Raw genomic sequence first — 15,484 nt, forward strand, 5'->3', positions numbered from 1 at the left:
TTCATGATGCCATTTCGCATATTCCTTTGCGCTCTTACCGTGATTGCTGCCCTTCTGGGTTTTGGCACAACGAATGCCATGGCCGATCCGATCAGCATTGAACATGAACGCGGGACATTGACCCTGAATGCCCCGGCAAAGCGCGTTGCCACCATCAACTGGGCCTTTACCGAAACCCTGATTACCCTTGGTCTTGATCCGGTCGCCCTTGCCGATGCAGGTGACTATGTCGACTGGGTTTCCAAACCCGACTTGCCTGCCGATTTTATCGATCTCGGGCAACGGTCATCGCCCAATCTTGAAGCCCTGCGCGCAGCAAAACCCGATCTGATCATTACCATCCCCGATATCGGCATGGCTTATGGCAAGCTTGTCGAAATCGCCCCGGTTCTTGAACTGAAACTGTTTGATGAAAAACGCCCGGCCTTTGAAACCGCGCGCGAAACTTTGGCAAAAGTCGCCAAGGCAACCGGCCGCGAAGCCCAAGCCGAGACGTATCTGAAACATGTTGATCAGAAACTTGTCGAATATGGCGAACGTATCCACGCCGTAATTGGCCCCGACCAGAAAGTAAACGTTGTTTACTTCTTTGATGAAAGCAATGTCGGCATTTATGGCAAAACATCCATGCCCGGTTCGGTTCTTACCGCGATGAATGTGCCGCTTGCTTATAGGGGTGAGGTCAACAAATGGGGTTTTGCGCGCGGCGGGTTTGACATCATCGCGCCATTTGCCAAGGAAACGCTGGTCTATACCAACCCTGTTCCTGAGGTGGTTCTTAAAAAAATATGGAACTCACCGATGTGGAACGTGATGGATTTTGTGCGCAACAAACGGGTCTATGAATTGCCCGTGGTCTGGGCCTATGGCGGGGTGCCTTCTGCCCTTCGGTTTGCCGAACTTCTGACCGAAAGCCTTGAAAACGGCCCCCATCAATGATCAAGACTTCCCATCGGACTCCCACCCTTCTTTTGGCAGCACTTGGCGTGCTCTCGATTGGTGTTCTTGTCATTGATTTCTGGCCGTTCCTGCAAAATGGGTTGGCCGGTCAGGTGATGTTTACACCCGATGAAACCGATTTTGATCAAATCCTGTTTCATTACAGCACCCTGCCCCGCCTTGCGATGGCGTTTCTGTGTGGGGCCGGTCTTGCGCTGGCCGGGGCGGAAATCCAGACGGTTTTGCGCAATCCATTGGCATCGCCGACAACCCTTGGCGTTGGGGCCGGTGTTGAATTTGCCTTAACCATTTTCGTTCTGGTTGCACCGGCATCGCTTGCTCTGTTTCAAGAAGCATTCGCCCTTGCCGGGGGGATGATTGCACTGGGTGCGGTTTATCTGATTGCGGCAAAGCGGGGCAATGCGACGCTTTGGCTGATCTTGGCTGGCATGATTATCAATCTGCTTTTGCAGTCAGGCACGCAGATACTTTTGCTGTTTAACGAACAATATCTGCAGTCGATCTTTATGTGGGGGGCTGGTGATCTGGCCCAGAATGGCTGGGAAGCAACCCAGTTTGTTTTGCCCCGCATCGTGATCGGCATGGCGGCTGTTTTATTGTTGTCGCGTCCGCTTGATCTTTTGGCGCTTGGCGATGACACAGCAAGTTCACTTGGTGCAAAAGTTACGGTTCTTCGCCTGTTGATCCTTGGCTTTGCGGTTTTCATTACCGCATCGGTTATTTCAGCAGCAGGCATGATTGGCTTTATCGGGCTGGCTGTTCCTGCTGCCTTGCGTATTGCCGGGTTAACCCGGTCACGCGACCTTATGATCTATTCGGTTTTGACCGGTGGGTTCACGCTTTTGGTGATTGATTTCATCGTCCGCCAGTTTAACGGGCTTGGTGGCGACATTTTGCCAACCGGGGCGGCGACCGCCCTTTTTGGTGCGCCGTTTATCATCTTGATCCTGCGCAAAGCCAAGATCATGCCCGGAAGCCAAAGCGAAGATCAGCACAGCGATCAGGAAATCACATCGAAGACCGGACTTAGTGTTCTTTTGACCGCCCTTCTAGCGATCGGTTTGGTGTTCTCGCTGTATGTATCGCTTGATGGCACTGGATTTGCCGTTCTGGGCTGGACGGTTAATTGGAGCGATAGCAGCTTTGACATCATCACCGGCCGGGCTGAACGCACCTTTGCCGCAATGATTTGCGGGGCGGCATTGGCTGTATCGGGCACCTTGATCCAGCGTGTTGGCCGCAACCCGCTGGCCAGCCCCGAAATCACCGGGGTCAGTTCGGCCACCGCTCTTGCAATCATTCTTGCGCTGACCATGTTTGGGTTTGCCCAGCGCGCTGATCTTATGATCATTGGGGCTGCTGGCGGCAGCATTTCGCTGATTGTTCTGTTGGCACTGTGCCGTAAATTCACCCATGCACCGCATTACATGCTGCTCAACGGTCTGGCGCTAACCGCCATTCTGGGTGCGATTGTCCGGATCGTCTTGACCCGCAGCGGTACACAGACATCAATGCTGATGTCGTGGTTGGCCGGTACGACCTATTTCACCAATATGGACGAGGTCATGATTGTCGCAGGTGTCACCGGTATATTGCTGATCATCGCGATTGCCCTGCGCCGGCCGCTTGAACTGGCGTCCCTTGGCACGGATCAATCGGTATCGCTTGGCCTTGGCATCACGACATTCCAGTTTGCCATGATGTTGCTGGCCGCCATTCTGGCCGCGGCGGCAACGCTTCTTGTCGGACCGCTCAGCTTTGTCGGCCTGATGGCCCCGCATCTGGCACGTGTGGCGGGATACCGCCTTGCGGGCGGGCATTTGCTGGGATCGGTTTTAATCGGGGTCAATGTCATGATGGTCGCCGAATGGCTGGCAAGGAACCTTTTATACCCTGCCCAACTGCCAACCGGATTGATAGCCGCAATGATCGGCACCAGTTATTTCCTGCTTCTGGCAGCGCGCAAACGATAACGAACACAGGCGTCGCGGTCTCCCCTGACGCCTGTGTTGCCGGGTCCGTAAGCCTGCATCAGTTTGACGGGATGTAATCACCGTCAAACTTGATCAAATCGTCTTTGATTTCATACCAATCGGGTTTCGATGCGGTATGGATATGAACCGACGGGCGAACTTTCGGATCATCATCCAGTGCGGATGCCGCAACCACATAGATTTTCTCCGACGACATATCGCCCAAAGATGTCCCGCATTCCTTACAAAAGCTGCGTTCAAACTTTCCATCCGGCCCTTTGTAGAGGCCAATCGACTCTTTACCTGACAGCAGATGAAAATCATCGACCTTGCCAATCACCACCGCAGAAAACACCCCCGCAGCCTTACGACAGCGTGAGCAGTGACAGTAACTCAGCGATGACGGTTCACCGGAAATCTCGAACCTGACATTCCCACACAGACAACTTCCCTTTATCATTTCACATCCCGATTTTATGCTTCAAAGAAATAGAACATAACATGAACATTCAGCACCTGCCAGCAAGAATCCCCCTGATGCTCGTCCATCACGCTTCTTGGTTTCGCCCACCCAATTCAGGCGGCCAATTCTTTGCCATCTCGATTGCGCTATCCAGTGTTGGCGCATGTTTCATTGGAAATGGCAGCATGCGGGCGAAGTTGCTGTTTTCAACATCTTCGGCATGATCATGCATATGGCCATCACCGTGATGGTGATCTTGTTCGACACGGATCACACCCTTGGCAAATACCGCCAGACGGTCGCGGTTTTGCTTAAACCATGCAGCGGCCTGTTTGCGGGTTTCGTGATCCTGCCCCGTCATGCCTTTGACCAGCATGATCAGAACGGCCGGTTCGCTGCGTTTTGCAAAATCATCAAGCGCCCTGATATAGGCAGCCCCATCAGCGGGGCTTTGCGCATCGATCATTTCAAACAGAACGATATCGGTTCCATGGGTGCTTGATCTGAACATCTGTTCCCTTAATGCCAATGGCCCGGCGGATTTCCCGCCGGGCCTGAATTCAAATGGAATAGGATTTAAAATTCGCGCCGGAAGCCCATCATGATCGTTCGACCATGCCCGGCCACCGAATAGCCGCGCAGCGCACTTGCCGCCGGATTTTCATAGCTGGCATCAAAAATGTTTTCGACACCCAGTCGCGCCGTCCCGCCCAGTACCGGATAATGGGCCGAGAGGTTAAAGACGAGGCTGGAGTCAATTTTAGCATCATCGATCTTGCTGCGTGGTGCCGTATAGGTTCCGTCAAAACGCATGTTCAGATCATCCCAGACATAACTGTCGACATATCCGGTAAAGCGGAAGGGTGATGGAATACGGTTATTGGGAAGCCAGCTATCAAGATCACCGTCTTCGTTGGTATCATAACGCCCTTCAACATAGGACGCCAAGGCACCGACAAAGGTATCTTCGCTGATGTCGTATTCAGCCGTCAGTTCTGCCCCAAGAATGCGTTCTTTTTCCTGACTAAGCTCACTGGTCGCAGTATCGAAATTGTCACCACGTTCATTGGTGCTCATATAGACCGCACCCGTGGTTCGGAAATCAGTCCCGGCATACCGTGCGGCAAGCTCATAGGTTTTAACCTTGGAGGCCTCGACATCGATATCTGCGAAATTAAGCGGAATGCCCGTCAAACCGGCCCGCCGGGTATAGGCCCCGACATCGGGCACAGAAAAACCTTCGCTGTAACTCAGCGAGGTATCAATTTTATCGGTCCAATGTACAACAGCCGATGCATTATAGGTCACAGCACTATAGGACGCATCCCCGCCGGTAAAGGCCGCGGTTCCGAAATAGGTCTGCCCGACACCACCGACATAGCGCATATAGTTCGGGCGGGTGAAATCGCTGACGGTCAGGTCATATTTTTCATAGCGCACACCACCTGAAAGATCGAGATATTGGGTCACGGGTGCGGAAACTTGTGCAAAGACGGCTTTGCCATCCTGTTCCATCGGTGCGCCGATATCACGGCCGCTGATTGTGCGGTATTTGACATCATCGAACGTCAGATCCCCGCCCCAGCTTAAGCTCATGCCGTCATAAACCATATCAAGCGGCGTATCGGTCGAAAGCTTCACCCCGGTTTTTAACGTATCAATCACCGACTGCCCCAACGGGTCTTCGGTGGATGGGCTATCGGCCAACGCCACCAGTGCAAAATTATAAGTCGAATGATATTCGGCACGGGCAGCCTGTTTGTAACTGTCATTGTAAAACAGCTTCAGATCGCCAACGCCCAGCTTGCCGAAATCATACTCATACCCGGCAGTGAAATACTGGCTTTCATCTTCGATGGGCTGCGCGTTATAGGGCGCATCATAATTGACCGAAATCGGATCGGTGCTCAGATCCGGATAATATTCGATATTCTGACGAAATCGCACGACTTCGGTAGATAGAAACAAACGATGTCCGTCAGCAAGGGTAAGACCAGCTTTGCCAAAAACATTCAGATCTTCGGCATTATCGAACCCACCTTGACCCAACATCGCATCCGAGGGCACCTGATTTCCATACCCGTCGTAGAAGTTGTTTGATTTCGCCCCGGTGACGCTTGCGGCGTAATCAACCGCGCCAATGCCACCACTTCCCGCAAGGGTCAGCGACGGTGCCAGGCTGTCGCCGACATCATCGGTGAAGGCTTTGACATGACCATCGACGGAGAACGTGTTGGTTCCAGCTTCGCCGGTTTTGGTGATGATATTAATCGTGGCCCCGGTTGCACCATCGCCGTTCATGGCATTCGATCCGGGAATGACTTCGATGCTTTCGATCTGGGCAACATCGATCATGGATAGAATACGGCTTGAATTTCGAAGGGGCGTATTGCGCGAAATCCCGTCGACAAGAACCTGCACATCACGGCCACGGAAGGTTTCCGTGCTGCCAATCAGGCTTTGATCATCAAACATGAAGCCCGGCACAGAATTACGAATGACGTTGGTAACATCACTGGTTTTGGCAAGTTGGGCTTCGATCTGTTCGCGGCCAATGACCACGACCGTCGGCGACATCGACGAGATTGATCGACGCGAACGGGTGGCACTGACAACCACGTTTGGCAACGTGACCGAATTTTCGCTTCCGTGTGCAGCGACAGGAAAGACGCGGACACTGTCTTCGGTAATGAATTCAAAGTTATGACCGCTTCCGGCCAGCAAAACCGAGAATGCCTGCGTCGCGTCAAGTTCCCCAGAAACCGATTGTCCCTGAAGCCCGGAAAGATCACCCTGCACGATCAGTTGCAGACCAAACTGTGCGGCCACTTGATCCAAAGACGCGCGTAAATTCCCGGCATCTAGGTTGAGCACTTGTGCATCGGTTGCGCCTGACTGCGCATTTGCCGATGCCATTGAAGCGCCGAATGAAACACCTAACACGGCCGCAACCAGCGTACTGGTCCCCAGCAGACGTGCCTTTGTCATTTTCGTATTGTTCACGATTTAACCCCAAGATCACAAATAATAATGCAACTCACTATTACCCTCATGACGTATGGGGTCAGGTTTTGAGGATGTCTTTTTTGCTATTTTTTTGAAATAATTTCGAAACCACCGGGAAATGACTGCTTTGTAAGGCCATAGGCCGCCAGCAATGCAGCAACCGCACTTTGTGGTTTGGCAAGATCGAAACTGCCGGTGACATAGATGTCATCCATCAGCGGATCAAGAACGTAGCTTTCACCGTTCATCAATGGGGCGATTTTCGCCAGCAATTCTTCAAGCGGCATATCCTGTGCAATCCAGCGACCATTCCGCCATGCCGCCAGTCGATCAATGTTATACGCACCATAGCGCATATCACCCTGTGTCCCCTGCCATGCCGCCTGCCCGGCACTAAGTCGTGCCAGACGAACATCACGGCTAGCAAGATCAACCACACCTTCGCGGACTTCGACCCGTGGATGACCCGCCCAATTAGAGGCAGCAAATTCCGTTCCCACCGCCTGTACGGTCAGATCGCCAACGCGCACGCGTAACGGGCGCACGGCATCCTTGGCAACCTTGATATAAATACCGCCTTGCAAAACCGCGATATCGCGGAATTCTGGTGAATAGTCGATATTTACCCGCGTACCCGGCTCCATCCAGATGTGTGACCCATCGGCCAAATCATGGATTTTCGATATGGCGCTGATCGAATTTTCCGCCACCAGATCAGGATCAGGACGCACAGCACCAAGAACAAACAACCCGACAATCAGCATACAGGTCGCCAAGGCCAGCATTGGTCTGAACCGACGGTTTTTCGGCCGCATTCCTGGGAACTGCCTCGGCCCGCCACCAAGGGCACCAAGACGTTCAAGATCATCGCGAATTCCCGCAAGGTCGGTATCGGTCAGCGGACGGCGCGGCTCATTCGAACCGACATTTGATGCCGTTGATTCAGGGTTTACATCAGGTACCTGCGCCCGGCTATCTGCCACGACAATTTCCATACTGTGCCAGGTTTGGCGCGCACGGCTCAGAAGTACCACATTGTTCGGGGATGTTGCCTGCCATTGATCAAAAGCAATCTGTTCATTCTGGCCAAGGCCATCATTGTCCAGCCGAATTGCCCAGAAATCAGCAATGTCTTCGTCGCATGTGCAATCAATAGGATAACGAAACTCTGTCATGGCAATTTTGCGGTCCGGCCTTTGATAATGGTCGAGCGATGGGCTTGCACCCGTTTATATGACGTTCAGCGCACGCCAAAGAGGATGTTTAAGATCAACCTAGTTTTCATGTCGCGCCAACACCTCGCGGCAATGCTTTAACGCAGTTCGCAAATGTTTTTCCACCATATTACGACTGACGCCAAGCTTTTGCGCAGCTTCTGCCGGGGTAAGGTGATCACGCTTACATAACAAAAACGCTTCGCAACAGCGCGGCGGCAAATCTTTGATCGCGGCTGCGATGATATCAAGACGCTGTCGGTCAGAACTGATTTGTTCAGGTGTCGCGCAATGATCATTTGCGCCCTTCATCTCGGCAATATCGGCGGGATCTGTAAACTCCAAAGGATTGCGTTTATTCCGGCGCAGAACATCAATCGCCAGATTGGTCGCCATGCGCATCAAATAGGCTGGTGGATTTTCAACGTCTTTGGGATCAAGGTCACGGCGACGTAATTGCAGGTAAAGGTCCTGCAAGACGTCTTGGCTTTCTTCGCGTGTCGGCAGATATTTCTGAACCTGACGCAGAAGACGCGCGTAATATTGTTGATAAATTCCGTCCCACAAACGGTCCCGGACCGTCATACGCACACACCGGCATTAGCAATAATGATAACTATTATCATTTTCAGTGTGGTTATAATTGATGAGACAATATCGTCAATCCAAAAAACAAAAGGCCCGCATTAAGCGGACCTTTTGCCGAACCGGATTTCTCGGTAAATCAGTCTTCAAAATGCCCTCGGGCAGCAAAACCACCACCCTGATAGATCGTCGCCTTCTCGTGGCGGTCTTCCGGGGCAAAGGCGGCTTCAATTTCAGCACGGAACTGTTCCGAACTGTCTTTTGGTTTCCAGCCAAGGAACTCGGCGTGATCGTTGCTCCACCACTTTGCTGTGTTGTCCGAAACACCATACATCACCAAATGACCGGTTTGCGGGGCGGTAAAGATCGCCTTCATCAACGACACAAAATCGCCCGGGCTCATCCAGGTTGACAACATCCGACGATCAAGCGGCTTTTCAAAGCATGACCCGATGCGCACCGAAACGGTTTCAACATCGAACTTGTCGTAATAATAGCTTGCCATTGCTTCGCCATAACATTTGGTCACGCCATACAAGCTATCAGGACGCTGTGCGGATGTGTCATCAAGTCTGGTGGTACGTTCGTGGAAACCAATCGCATGGTTGGAACTGGCAAACATGATCCGGCCGACACCGTTCTGGCGGGCGGCTTCATAAATGTTATAGGTTCCGGCAAGATTGGCCTGTAGCAAATCGTCAAATGCCGCTTCGATGGAAATGCCGCCAAGATGGATGATGCCATCAACATCCTTGGTCAGTTCAATCACCGCTGCACGATCAGACAAATCACACGGGACGACTTCCTCGTTCGGCCCGGCCGGGTTCATCGGCGAAATATCCGACAGACGAATGACATCGGCATAGCCTTTAAGGCCTTCGCGGCAGATTTTTCCAAGGTTCCCGGCAGCACCGGTAATCAGCAAACGTTTCATCTTTATCCTCTTTGATATGCGTCTTTTACCGCGATCAATTGCTGCCAAACACAAGGTTGGGCAAGGTCATTGAAATAGCGGGAATATAAGTTGTCAGCAGAAGTGCTGTCACTATCGCCAGATAAAATGGCCAGATTGATCGCACCGCCTGTTCGATTTTCACCCCGCCTATCGCACAGCCAACAAACAGGCAGGACCCCACCGGCGGCGTACACAGGCCAAGGCCCAAATTCATCATCAACACCATGCCAAACTGAATCGGATCCATGCCAAACTGTACTGCAAGTGGCAGGAAGATCGGCGTACAGATTAGGATCAAGGCCGCCATATCCATAATCATGCCCGCAATCAGTAACATAACATTGATCAACAACAGGACCATGATCGGATTGTCTGTGATCGTTGTAATCGCCCCGGCCAAAGCATCCGGCACCCGATAAAAGGCCAGCATGTATCCATAGGCTGAAGCACAACCGACAAGCAGCATTACAAGGGCCGTAGTCTTGGCTGATTGTTTTACCGCAGCAATGAAACCGTCCCAACTGAGTTCGCGATATACAAAACCGGTAATAATCAGCGCATAAGCAACACCGATTGCACCGGATTCAGTGACGGTAAACACACCACTTAGAACCCCGCCAACAATGATCACGGCGGTAAAGAAACCCGGAATTGCGCGCACAGCCGTTCGCCAAACAACACCCCAACCGGGGAACGGCTCAGCAGGGTAGCCGTGCCGGATGGCAACAAGCCAGGCCGCAACACCGAGCAACAAACACATCATCATGCCCGGCACAACGCCCGCCATGAACAGCTTGGAAATCGAAATCCCCCCACCAGCAGCCACAGCATACAAGATCATGTTATGGCTGGGCGGGATCATGATCCCGGCAACAGAGGAGGTTACCGTCACGTTTACAGCATAATCCGCACGGTAGCCTTCCTTTTTCATCACCGGAATAAGGATCGATCCAAGGGCAGATGTATCGGCCACAGCCGATCCGGAAATGCCGCCAAACAGCATTGATGAAAACACGTTCACAATGCCAAGTCCACCACGGCGGCTACTCACCAATGCAGTTGCAAATTGCACCAATCGGGATGCGATCCCGCCATGGAGCATCAATTCGCCGGCAAAGATAAAGAACGGAATGGCCAACAGGGAAAAAGTACTAACGCCAGATCCGATACGCTGGAAAGCGATCAGGGTCGGCAGCCCCTCAAAGAAAAAAGCCCCTAGGGCGGCGACACCAAGTGCGATGGCAACAGGCATTCCAACAATAATACCTATCGCAAACACGCCCAGAAGAATGGTCATGCCCATCTATTTTTCGTCCTTATTAAGCAAATCATCGTGATAATAACTGGCGTTGGAAATGACCTTCCAGCGTGTGATAATTTTAAGAATATTCACAACGCTATAAAACATGATTCCAGCCCCGCAAAAGGCCATTGGCATCCACCGCCAACCATCCGAAACGTGAATGATCGGCATGACCTTGGACCAGTTAAACTGCACAAGATCTATCGCGCCAATCATCATCCAATAACCAAACCACGTCATCACGGCATAGGTGGCGACTGCAATCACAGCAGCAACTTTTGGCGGCAGGGCGTCACGGAAAAACGATACGGAAAGGTGGCTGTTGTCGCGCATGCCTGCAGCAGCAACCGGGAACGTAACCAAGACGATCAGTATCAGAGACACCTGTTCAACCCAGGTGGGGGTTTCATTTAGAACATAACGACCAAAAACCAACCATGCGAAGCACGGAATCAGTGCCACTAGCGAGACGCCGCCAATCAACGTTAGAAAGCCGGCAATGCCGCCACCAAGGCGGTCTAACAAATTGGTGAAACTCAAAAACATCTATCTGCCGCCAGAATGATAATAACCGGAAATAGAATAAGCCTAGAAAGAAAGAAGGGCGACGATTATATCGCTACCCTTCAATACCTTATGTCTTATTTCTGCGCATCCTGGATGGCTTTGACCAGATCGGCCAGTTCAGGGTTGCTTTTTGCAAAGCCGTCATAAACCGGCTGCATTGCATCCTGGAATGCCTGCTTGTCGGCAATCTCGTTCACTTCAATACCAGCAGCGATGACTTTTGCCTTCGACTGTTCTGCACGTTCTGCCCAAGCAGCGCGCTGTACGGTCACCGATGCATCAGCAGCTTCGTGGACGATTTTCTTTTCATCGTCAGACAGGCTGTCATACAGGTTTTTGTTCATGCAAAGGCATTCTGGCAAAATCAGGTGCTGCGTAACAGAATAGTATTTTGCGGCTTCGAAGTGGCCCGAGCTGTCATAGGACGGGTAGTTATTTTCAGCACCGTCAATAACACCGGTTTGCAGCGACTGGTAAACAGAACTGTACGGAAGTGGCGAAGCATTACCGCCCAAGGCAGCAACCATCTGCACATACAGATCGTTGTTCATCACACGGATTTTCATGCCTTTAAGGTCGGCAGGGGTGTTGACCGGGTGCTTGGTGTTATAGAAAGAACGTGCACCAGAATCATACCAACCAAGCGGCTGAAGCCCTGCTTTGATCAGGCCGTCTGCAATCTGCTGACCGGCAGGACCGTCCATAACTTTGTGCATGGCATCGACGTTTTTGAAAATGAAGGGCAGCGAAACAACGTTTGCTTCGGGTGCAACTTCACCAAGCGGGCCAAGGTTGAAAACCGCCCAGTCCAGACCACCAAGACGAACCTGCTGGATCGCATCAGGCTGATCGCCCAAAACACCGCCATGGTAAACCTTGGCTTCCAGATCGCCACCGGATTTTTCATTGATGATCTTGGCGAATTCTTCCATGCCGGTCGAAACCGGATATTCTGGCGGATGAATGTTCCAGCCACGCCATTCATTTGCTTGCGCGCCAGATGCCAGTGCGACCGAAACGGCCGCTGCGGCAATCGTCAGGGTCGTGGTTTTAAGAAAATTGTTCATTTAGAGTCCTCCCGAGACTGATGTGTCTACTGCGTTAAAGCCTTATTTTCCCTAATCGGGACTTGTTGTTGTTATTCAACCTTACAGGTTGTTAGTTGTACTTACAATTCTAAGGTGGATTAACAACTAGTCTAATAGTCATTGCGCACCGATTGTTATTATGGCGTCGCAAATAGCCATCCCGGCAGAACCACCTGCCGGGATAAAAGGCAGGTCCGATATCGTGATGGACTAAGCCACACGCAATGCACCATCGCCATAGGCATTGCGGATGACCTCGGCCAACATGTCGTGCTCGTGATCCGTAAGATCGATCAGCGGACTGCGCACCGGACCGGTATCGCGTCCGATAACCCGCATCCCCGCCTTGACGATGGCAACGGCGTATCCTTTGCCGCGATTACGGATATCAAGATACGGATAGAAGAATTCGGTCAGAACCCGGTTCATCACTGCATCATCGTCACGCGTCAGCGCGTCATAAAAATCAAGCGCCTGCTGCGGCAGGAAGTTGAAAATCGCCGATGAATAGGTTGTCACGCCAGCAGCCTTATAGGCCTTGGCAAAGACTTCTGCCGTCGGCATGCCACCGATATAAGACAGGCGGTCGCCCATCACGGTGCAGACCTTGGTCACCATTTCGATATTGCCGTGACCATCCTTGAACCCGACAAGGTTGGGGCAAACGTCACACAATTTCGACAGCGTTTCGGCGGTGATGATCGAATTGTCGCGATTGTAAACAATCACGCCGATCTTGACCGCATCGCATACGGCCTTGACCCGGGCAAACAGACCTTCCTGTTCGGCACCGACAAGATATTGCGGCAACAGCAAAAGACCATCGGCACCGGCGGCTTCGCATTCTTTGGCCAGTTCAACCGCCATTGCCGTGCCATAACCACAACCGGCAATGATCGGTGTATCACCGGCAACTTCCTTGGCAGCACGCACGGTGGCAACGACCTCAGCCGGGGTCAACGAGAAAAATTCGCCCGTCCCGCCTGCAGCAAACAACGCCGTTGCAGGGAACTGTGCAAGCCAACCGACATGCGCGCGGAAAGCGTTCAGATCAAGCCCGCCCTGGGCATCAAAAGGCGTCACCGGGAATGACAGCAACCCGGCACCAATGGCCTTTTTCATCTCAAGATAATGCATCAAGCGTCCTTCAAATCTAGATACGTCAAAATAACTATGATGATTTTATAAATTCATCATATCACTTTGTCAAACATATTACCCAAACAGACTCAAGGGCGCAGAAAACTGCGCAACACAAGGGTTTTATTGACCTGATGACAAGATTGAACTTTGGTATGATGACTTGAATATGGGCGATATTCGGGCGAATCGGATCAATTGATATGATGACTTCCGCCTTTAAGCCCGTTAGGGTCGCCCTATCACCCCTTTAATCCCACAATCGAGAAGACCGGGAATGACCGACATTAACGCCGCCAGCCGCATCCTTGCCGATGCCTTTCTCAATCACACGCTGATTGATCCCCTGCCGGAAGATATTGCACCAACAAGCTTTGAGCAGGCCTATGACATTCAACGCGCGACGCTTGCGCTGACCGGCGCCAAGCAGGCGGGATGGAAACTGGCCGTGGCGACACGGGCTGCTCAGGAAAAGATTGGAGCAGATGGCCCCTTGATCGGGCCGTTGCTTGATGGCCGTATTCTTGGCGATGGCGCCAAGCTGACCACAGCGGATCTGCATTACCCCAATATCGAAGCCGAAATTGCCGTCGTGATGAAAAGCACCCCGGCCGCCGATGCAACATCAAGCGATATCCTTGATCATATCGAAAGCATCCATCTGGCCATCGAAATCGCAGATCGACGCTATGACGTAAAACAGAACCCTGTTCAAACACTCGCCGATCTGAATTCCACCGGTTATTTCGTGCTGGGGCAGGAAATTGAAAACTGGCGCGATCTTGGTTTCATTGGCGGCACTGTCACCACCAAAAGCGACGGCGAAATCCTTGCCACCAATGATGATCCCGATGCATGGCCTGAAATTTTCGGCGGCCTTGAACATCTGGTCGGATATCTTGGCAAGCGCGGCAAAAGCTTAAAGGCGGGCGATGTGATTACAACCGGCGCCTGCGCACTTCCGACCATCAGCCCGCATGGCAAGATCGAAGCCATCTTTGACGGGTTGGGCACGGTCACGGCGGAAATCAGCAAAGTCTGAAGAATCTAAAAACTGATCCCGCCCCGCCAAACCAGCACCCCATATGGTAAAAGCCATGCAGTTTCCTGCATGGCTTTTATTTTGGGCAAGTCCGCTAAATTTCGCGGTGATATCACCCAGCTTCGCGGAAGCGCGAAACCGGCACACCCGGCACTTCGGCGCGCAGGGATACAAGCTTACCCGCATGCGGAAACTCGGCGCGCTTTTCTGGGCTGTAATTTTCCTGATGGCTGGTGACATACAGCGTTTTCATATCCGGCCCGCCAAAACACGGCATGGTCGGATTGGGCATCGGCATCGGGATGGATGTGATCAATGTGCCATCCGGGGCAAAACGGTTCAGGTTGCCTGCCGACACACCCGCTGACCAATAACACCCTTCCATATCAACCGCAGCACCATCCGGGCGGCCCAGCGTGTCATCAAGATCAAGATAGCGCGTGCAGTTGGAAATATCGCCAGTTTGAACATCAAAGTCCCAGCGATTAACCCACGGCCCGCGTGAGTCTGAATGATACATCATCGCGCCATCTGGCGACCATGCGATGCCATTCGATATCTTAAACCCGGTGGCCTTTTGCTCGATCTTGCCATCAGCCGTGATGCGATAAAGCGATGCAATTGCCTGCTTATCGGCATTGTCATCCATGGTGCCGACCCAGAACGCGCCATCAGGTCCGATCTTGCCATCGTTGGTGCGGCTGTGAATGCCGTCTTCAATCGTGGCAAGCGCGGTGCGTTCGTCCGTTTTCGGGTCGAGATAAACAATGTCCTTGCGCAGGGCAACGATGATGCGGCCCGCATCGGTCAGGCCAAAACAACCAAGCTCGCTTTCAAACTTCCAGACTTTGCGCACGCCGGTTTTGACATCAAGTGCATGAAGCTGCCCGTTCAGAATATCGGTCCAGTAAAGCCGGTCATTCTGCGCATCCCAATTCGGGCATTCCGCCAGTGTAAATGTCTCATCACTGAGAATTTCCGGCTGGTAAAAAGCCCCGTTCGTCCCCGACATTGCAACACCCCTTAAAGTCATATGATCAATTTTTCTATCCAACGGTTTGCCGTTCACCGGCCCCACTTGTCAATAAAATTAGCCATTTTTCTTTACAGGAATGATATCGAGTGCCGACCAAAACGGCTTCAAAACCGATGCGGCTACCCGTTATTTTCCGAACCTTCCGGTCGGAA

The 15,484-nt window shown here is 52.2% G+C and carries 14 protein-coding genes; 3 read left to right on the forward strand and 11 right to left on the reverse strand.

Annotation, left to right across the window (positions count from 1 at the left end; genetic code table 11):
- Positions 1–3 precede the first annotated feature (3 nt).
- Together ACQ0MK_RS11135 and fhuB are read left to right on the forward strand one after the other, a co-directional pair.
- Positions 4–939 carry an ABC transporter substrate-binding protein gene (locus ACQ0MK_RS11135; RefSeq protein ID WP_430472644.1) on the forward strand — a complete coding sequence of 312 codons (936 nt, stop codon included), beginning with the start codon at positions 4–6 and terminating at the stop codon, positions 937–939.
- Positions 936–2,933: a Fe(3+)-hydroxamate ABC transporter permease FhuB gene (fhuB, locus tag ACQ0MK_RS11140; RefSeq protein ID WP_430472645.1), complete on the forward strand. Its 1,998-nt coding sequence runs from the start codon at positions 936–938 to the stop codon at positions 2,931–2,933. Before ACQ0MK_RS11135 ends, fhuB begins: the two co-directional genes overlap by 4 nt.
- Positions 2,934–2,991: 58 nt before the next feature.
- On the opposite strand, the gene ACQ0MK_RS11145 is transcribed toward fhuB, so the two are convergent.
- From ACQ0MK_RS11145 to kdgD, 10 genes are all read right to left on the reverse strand, one after another.
- Entirely contained in the window at positions 2,992–3,393 is a 402-nt protein-coding gene (locus ACQ0MK_RS11145) for a GFA family protein (RefSeq protein WP_350160245.1), read from the reverse strand.
- Positions 3,394–3,481: 88 nt separating this feature from the next.
- Entirely contained in the window at positions 3,482–3,907 is a 426-nt protein-coding gene (locus ACQ0MK_RS11150; protein WP_430472646.1) for a hypothetical protein, read from the reverse strand.
- A gap of 65 nt (positions 3,908–3,972) precedes the next feature.
- A complete protein-coding gene (locus ACQ0MK_RS11155) occupies positions 3,973–6,399 on the reverse strand; it encodes a TonB-dependent receptor (RefSeq protein WP_430472647.1) in 2,427 nt (808 codons plus the stop codon).
- Positions 6,400–6,485: 86 nt separating this feature from the next.
- Positions 6,486–7,577 carry a FecR family protein gene (locus tag ACQ0MK_RS11160; protein WP_430472648.1) on the reverse strand — a complete coding sequence of 364 codons (1,092 nt, stop codon included), beginning with the start codon at positions 7,575–7,577 and terminating at the stop codon, positions 6,486–6,488.
- Between the two features lie 99 nt (positions 7,578–7,676).
- A complete protein-coding gene (locus tag ACQ0MK_RS11165) occupies positions 7,677–8,201 on the reverse strand; it encodes an RNA polymerase sigma factor (protein ID WP_430472649.1) in 525 nt (174 codons plus the stop codon).
- 139 nt (positions 8,202–8,340) lie between these two features.
- Positions 8,341–9,135 (reverse strand): NAD-dependent epimerase/dehydratase family protein, encoded by a 795-nt coding sequence (locus ACQ0MK_RS11170; protein WP_430472650.1) that lies wholly within the window; start codon positions 9,133–9,135, stop codon positions 8,341–8,343.
- 34 nt (positions 9,136–9,169) lie between these two features.
- The gene (locus tag ACQ0MK_RS11175; RefSeq protein ID WP_430472651.1) at positions 9,170–10,459 is read right to left on the reverse strand and encodes a TRAP transporter large permease; all 1,290 of its coding nucleotides are present in this window, start codon (positions 10,457–10,459) and stop codon (positions 9,170–9,172) included.
- Positions 10,460–11,005, reverse strand: coding sequence for a TRAP transporter small permease (locus ACQ0MK_RS11180; protein WP_430472652.1), 546 nt, complete (start codon positions 11,003–11,005; stop codon positions 10,460–10,462).
- A 95-nt stretch (positions 11,006–11,100) separates the two neighbouring features.
- Positions 11,101–12,093 carry a TRAP transporter substrate-binding protein gene (locus ACQ0MK_RS11185; RefSeq protein ID WP_430472653.1) on the reverse strand — a complete coding sequence of 331 codons (993 nt, stop codon included), beginning with the start codon at positions 12,091–12,093 and terminating at the stop codon, positions 11,101–11,103.
- Between the two features lie 231 nt (positions 12,094–12,324).
- On the reverse strand, positions 12,325–13,251 hold the full coding sequence (gene kdgD / locus ACQ0MK_RS11190) for a 5-dehydro-4-deoxyglucarate dehydratase (protein WP_350041811.1): 927 nt from the start codon (positions 13,249–13,251) through the stop codon (positions 12,325–12,327).
- Between the two features lie 280 nt (positions 13,252–13,531).
- On the opposite strand from kdgD, the gene ACQ0MK_RS11195 reads away from it, so the two are divergent.
- A complete protein-coding gene (locus ACQ0MK_RS11195) occupies positions 13,532–14,296 on the forward strand; it encodes a 2-keto-4-pentenoate hydratase (RefSeq protein ID WP_430472654.1) in 765 nt (254 codons plus the stop codon).
- A 112-nt stretch (positions 14,297–14,408) separates the two neighbouring features.
- Here the strand turns inward: ACQ0MK_RS11195 and ACQ0MK_RS11200 are convergent, their stop codons facing one another.
- Positions 14,409–15,308 carry an SMP-30/gluconolactonase/LRE family protein gene (locus ACQ0MK_RS11200; RefSeq protein WP_430472655.1) on the reverse strand — a complete coding sequence of 300 codons (900 nt, stop codon included), beginning with the start codon at positions 15,306–15,308 and terminating at the stop codon, positions 14,409–14,411.
- Positions 15,309–15,484: the final 176 nt, after the last annotated feature.

The sequence above is a fragment of the Thalassospira lucentensis genome, from assembly GCF_050516545.1.
Taxonomy (GTDB): Bacteria; Pseudomonadota; Alphaproteobacteria; order Rhodospirillales; family Thalassospiraceae; genus Thalassospira; species Thalassospira lucentensis_C.